Below are 4,023 nucleotides of genomic sequence, written 5' to 3'. Positions count from 1 at the left end.
GCCCCCGGACGGTCCGGCCCGAACGGCCCAGCCCGGGACGCGCCCGACCCGGCGCGGCCGCAGGCTGGACGCGATGTCCGGAAGCCAGCCACCACCACCGCAAGGCCGGGTCGACCCGAGGTCCGCGCTCTGGCTGCTGGGCGCCTGCACCGCGCTGATCCTCGCGTACTGGATTCTCCCCCTGCGCCGGCTCGGCTACCACCACCCCGTCCTCAGCTGGCTCGTGTTCACCGCCGCGCTGGTCGGCCTGAGCGGCCTGCTGCTGGCGAAGACCACCGCCGTGCTGCGGGGCGACGCGAAGCGCCCGGTGGCCTGGCTGTCCTTCCTGATCTTCCTCGCGATGACCATCTTCGCCGCGACCTACTACGTCATGGCCGCCCGTCCGGGCGATTTCGATGGGCTGGTCACCCGGCTCGACGCCCTGTACTTCACCGTCGTCACCCTGGCCACCGTCGGCTACGGCGACATCACCCCGGCCGCACAGGCGCCCCGCCTCGTGGTGATCCTGCAGATCGGGTACACCTTCGTCTTCCTCGCCACGGCGGCGGGGACGCTGTCGCGGGCGATCCGGGCGAACGTCGAGACCCGGAGCCACCGCAAGCCGTGACGTTGTCCACAGGCTGTGGACGGCCGCGCCCGATCGGTCAGGATTCGAGAAGCACGCCCGCGCGGCCACACCTAGCATCGGCGCCATGGACATCACCATTCACACCAGCGTCCTCCCGCACGACGACCCGGACGCGTCCCTGGTCTTCTACCGCGACGTCCTCGGCTTCGAGGTCCGCGGCGACGTCGGGCAGGGCAAGATGCGCTGGATCACCGTCGGCCCCGCCGGGCGGCCCGACACCTCCATCCTCCTGGCGCCGCCGGCCGTCGACCCCGGGGTCACCGAGGACGAGCGCCGCACCATCGCCGAGATGATGGCCAAGGGCACCTACGGCTGGATCCTGCTGGCCACCCGGGACCTCGACGACACCTTCCGGGCGGTGCAGGCCGGCGGCGCCGAGGTCGTCCAGGAACCGACCGAGCAGCCGTACGGCATCCGCGACTGCGCCTTCCGCGACCCCGCCGGCAACCTGATCCGCATCCAGCAGCTGCGCTGAGCCGTCCGGCCGCGCGCCGACCGTACGGGCCGTGCAGTCCCTGACGACCGCGACGGCCGGAGTCGGGCCCGATGAGAGGAGTCCTCCCGTGTGTCACCCCTCGTGGGCCCGCGCCCGCGCGGCGGCGCAGCGCCTGAAAGACCTCGCACGGCTGCGCCGCGTCCGGGACCGGATCGACCGCGAGTACGCACGGCCACTCGACGTCCTGGCGCTCGCGCGCGACGCCGGCCTGGCGGCCGGGCAGCTCAGCCGCGAGTTCCGGCTGGCCTACGGCGACTCGCCGTACGGCTACCTGATGGCGCGTCGCGTCGAGCGCGCGGCCGCGTTCCTGCGCTGCGGCGGCCTCGGCGTCAGCGCGGTCCGCCGCGCGGTCGGCTGCACCTCGCCGGACGCCTTCCGCACCCGCTTCGCCGAACTGGTCGGCATGCCGCCCGACGACTACCGGCGCCGCGCACGACGGGCCCCCGGACCGGTCAGGATTCGAGAAGCCCCGGCCACCGGGCCGCGCCTAGCGTGGAGGACATGACTTCCATCGACTCCCTCATCCTCGACGTCGCCGACCCCACGGCCGCCCGCAGCTTCTACACCACCGCCTTCGGCCTGGACACGCAGCTGCGCCTGCGGGCCTCGCAGGAGCCGACCACCGGCTTCCGCGGGTTCACGCTGTCGCTCACGGTGTCCCAGCCCGCCACCGTCGACGGCTTCGTCGACGCCGCCCTCGACGCCGGCGCCACCGCCCTCAAGCCCGCCGCGAAGTCGCTCTGGGGCTACGGCGGCGTCGTCCAGGCCCCGGACGGGACGATCTGGAAGATCGCGACCTCCGCGAAGAAGGACACCGGCCCGGCCACCCGGCGGATCGACCAGCTCGTGCTCCTGCTGGGAGTCGCGGACGTCTCCGCGAGCAAGCGGTTCTACGTCGACCGCGGCCTCGCCGTGGCGAAGAGCTTCGGCCCGGTGTACGTCGAGTTCGCCACCGGGTCCAGCCCGGTCAAGCTCGCGCTGTACAAGCGCCGGGCCCTCGCCAAGGACGCCGGAGTCTCCCCCGACGGCAGCGGATCGCACCGGCTCGTGATCGGCGGCACCGCCGGAACCTTCACCGACCCGGACGGGTTCGTCTGGGCCGCCGAACAGCCCGCGGCCGCGCGCTGAAGCGCCCCGTCGGACAGAACTTGGGCCCTGCGGTCACCAGTCCTGGTTGTCGGCGGCCGTGGCGTGCAGGGTGATCAGCAGGGCGCCGAGGCGGGCGTTCCAGTTGGCGCTGGTGGGGCCGTCGATGGCGTGCTTCTTGGCCAGGTCGCGGATCACCTTCTGGGCGTCCTTGAGCTCCTGGGCCGCGTCGTCCGGATTGCCCTCGTTGAGGCGGGCGGAGGCGTCGTCGAGGATCCGCAGCAACTCCGCCTGGCGGTCGTGCTCCTTGCCTCCGACCGGGGTCTGGACGACGGCCTGGCGGAAGGCGTTGAGCTGGAGGGCCGCCCCCTGGTTGCGGGGAATGCCCGGGTTGGGGGCCGTGGGGAGACCGGCCGGGGTGGTGGGGGCCGCGGTGGTGGGCGTCGGGGTCGCCGCGGGGGTGGACGCGCGGGCCGGGGTGCTGGGCGCGGCAGCCGGGGTGCTGGGGGCGGTGGCCGCCGGCGGCTTGGCGGGAGCGGCGGCGTTGCCGGCGGGCTCGTCCAGGGCGGCGACGGCCAGGGCGGTGACGCCGGCGAGTCCGGCCACGCCCAGTGCGCCGAGGACGAGGGGCCTGCGGCGGCGGTTGCGGTTGCGGCCGGCGGCCCCGGGCGGGGCCTGCCGGACGGGCGCCATCAGCGAAGTGGCCGGCGGGGCCTGCGGGACGGGCGCCATCAGCGAAGTGACGGCCGGGGCCTGCGGCGGGAGCAGGGTGGTGTGCTGCTGGTTGGGGTTCACCGGCCGTACGGGCGGCAGAAGTTGGGTGGCGGCGGCGGTGGCGAGGAGTTCCGCCGTCGGGTCGCCGACCGCCAACCCGGGGATGGTGGAGAGGAGTTCGGCCCGCGCCGCGACGGCGTCCGCCGGCCGGTCGGCGGGGTTCTTGGCGAGCAGGCGCAGCACGGCCGCGTCCAGCGCGGGCGGCAGGCCGAGGCGGCGGTAGGACGGCGGCAGGGGCTGCTCGCTGACGTGCTTGAAGGCGATCGCCACCGGCGTCTCGGCGGTGAACGGCGTCTCGCCGGTGAGCATTTCGGTGAGCACGCAGCCGACCGCGTAGAGGTCGGTGCGGCCGTCCAGGGGCGAGGCGGTGGCCTGCTCGGGCGACAGGTAGGCGGCCGTACCGAGCACGCTCGCCGTCTGGGTCAGGTTGCTGGACGAACCGGCCCGGGCGATGCCGAAGTCGACGACCTTCACCCCGCCGTCGTCGGTGATCATGATGTTGCCGGGTTTGATGTCCCGGTGGACCAGCCCGGCCGCGTGCGCGACCGCCAGCGCCTCGCAGACCGCCGCCGCGATGCCGACGGCGCGTTCCACCGGCAGACCCGGCTGCTGCGCCAGCACGGCGGCGAGCGAACGGCCGTGGACGAGCTCCATGACGATGAACGGCGTGCCCTGGTCGACGCCCGAGTCGAAGACCATGACGATCCTCGGGTGCACCAGCATGGCCGCGTGCTGCGCCTCGCGGCTGAACCGCTCGGCGAAGCGGGGGTCGTCGGCGAGTCCCCCGTTGAGGACCTTGACGGCCACCTGACGGCCCAGCACGTGGTCCAGCCCGCGCCAGACGGTGGCCATGCCGCCGACGCCGATTATCTCGACGAGTTCGTAACGCCCGTTCAGCGCCCGTCCGATCACCTGGGACTCCCCTCACGTGCCGTGCCCGGTGTTCCGGGCCGCCTCGTGCACCTGTGCACGATAGCCGCACCGCCGGACCGCACCGCCGGGGGCGGGGAGGCGGTCGGGGGACCGGGCAGCGGTCCCC

Annotated in this window: 5 protein-coding genes; 4 read left to right on the top strand and 1 reads right to left on the bottom strand. The window is 74.1% G+C overall.

Annotated features, from left to right (window positions below):
• The 4 genes from ACFV6I_RS38175 to ACFV6I_RS38160 form a co-directional block, all read left to right on the top strand.
• Positions 1–607 (top strand): potassium channel family protein (locus tag ACFV6I_RS38175; protein ID WP_380430755.1); only part of this gene is annotated, 607 nt, incomplete at its 5' end.
• Positions 608–692: 85 nt separating this feature from the next.
• The gene (locus ACFV6I_RS38170; protein ID WP_380430752.1) at positions 693–1,103 is read left to right on the top strand and encodes a VOC family protein; all 411 of its coding nucleotides are present in this window, start codon (positions 693–695) and stop codon (positions 1,101–1,103) included.
• 88 nt (positions 1,104–1,191) lie between these two features.
• The gene (locus ACFV6I_RS38165; RefSeq protein ID WP_380430750.1) at positions 1,192–1,629 is read left to right on the top strand and encodes a helix-turn-helix domain-containing protein; all 438 of its coding nucleotides are present in this window, start codon (positions 1,192–1,194) and stop codon (positions 1,627–1,629) included.
• The gene (locus tag ACFV6I_RS38160) at positions 1,626–2,252 is read left to right on the top strand and encodes a hypothetical protein (protein ID WP_063351294.1); all 627 of its coding nucleotides are present in this window, start codon (positions 1,626–1,628) and stop codon (positions 2,250–2,252) included. The genes ACFV6I_RS38165 and ACFV6I_RS38160 overlap by 4 nt, the downstream gene beginning before the upstream one ends.
• A gap of 33 nt (positions 2,253–2,285) precedes the next feature.
• Here ACFV6I_RS38160 and ACFV6I_RS38155 read toward each other — a convergent pair whose 3' ends face one another.
• Positions 2,286–3,896 (bottom strand): protein kinase, encoded by a 1,611-nt coding sequence (locus ACFV6I_RS38155; protein WP_380430747.1) that lies wholly within the window; start codon positions 3,894–3,896, stop codon positions 2,286–2,288.
• Positions 3,897–4,023 lie beyond the last annotated feature (127 nt).

Origin of the sequence: Kitasatospora sp. NPDC059803 (assembly GCF_042732255.1) — a bacterium.
Taxonomy (GTDB): Bacteria; Actinomycetota; Actinomycetes; order Streptomycetales; family Streptomycetaceae; genus Kitasatospora.
This window is presented reverse-complemented; position numbering and strand designations above follow the sequence as displayed.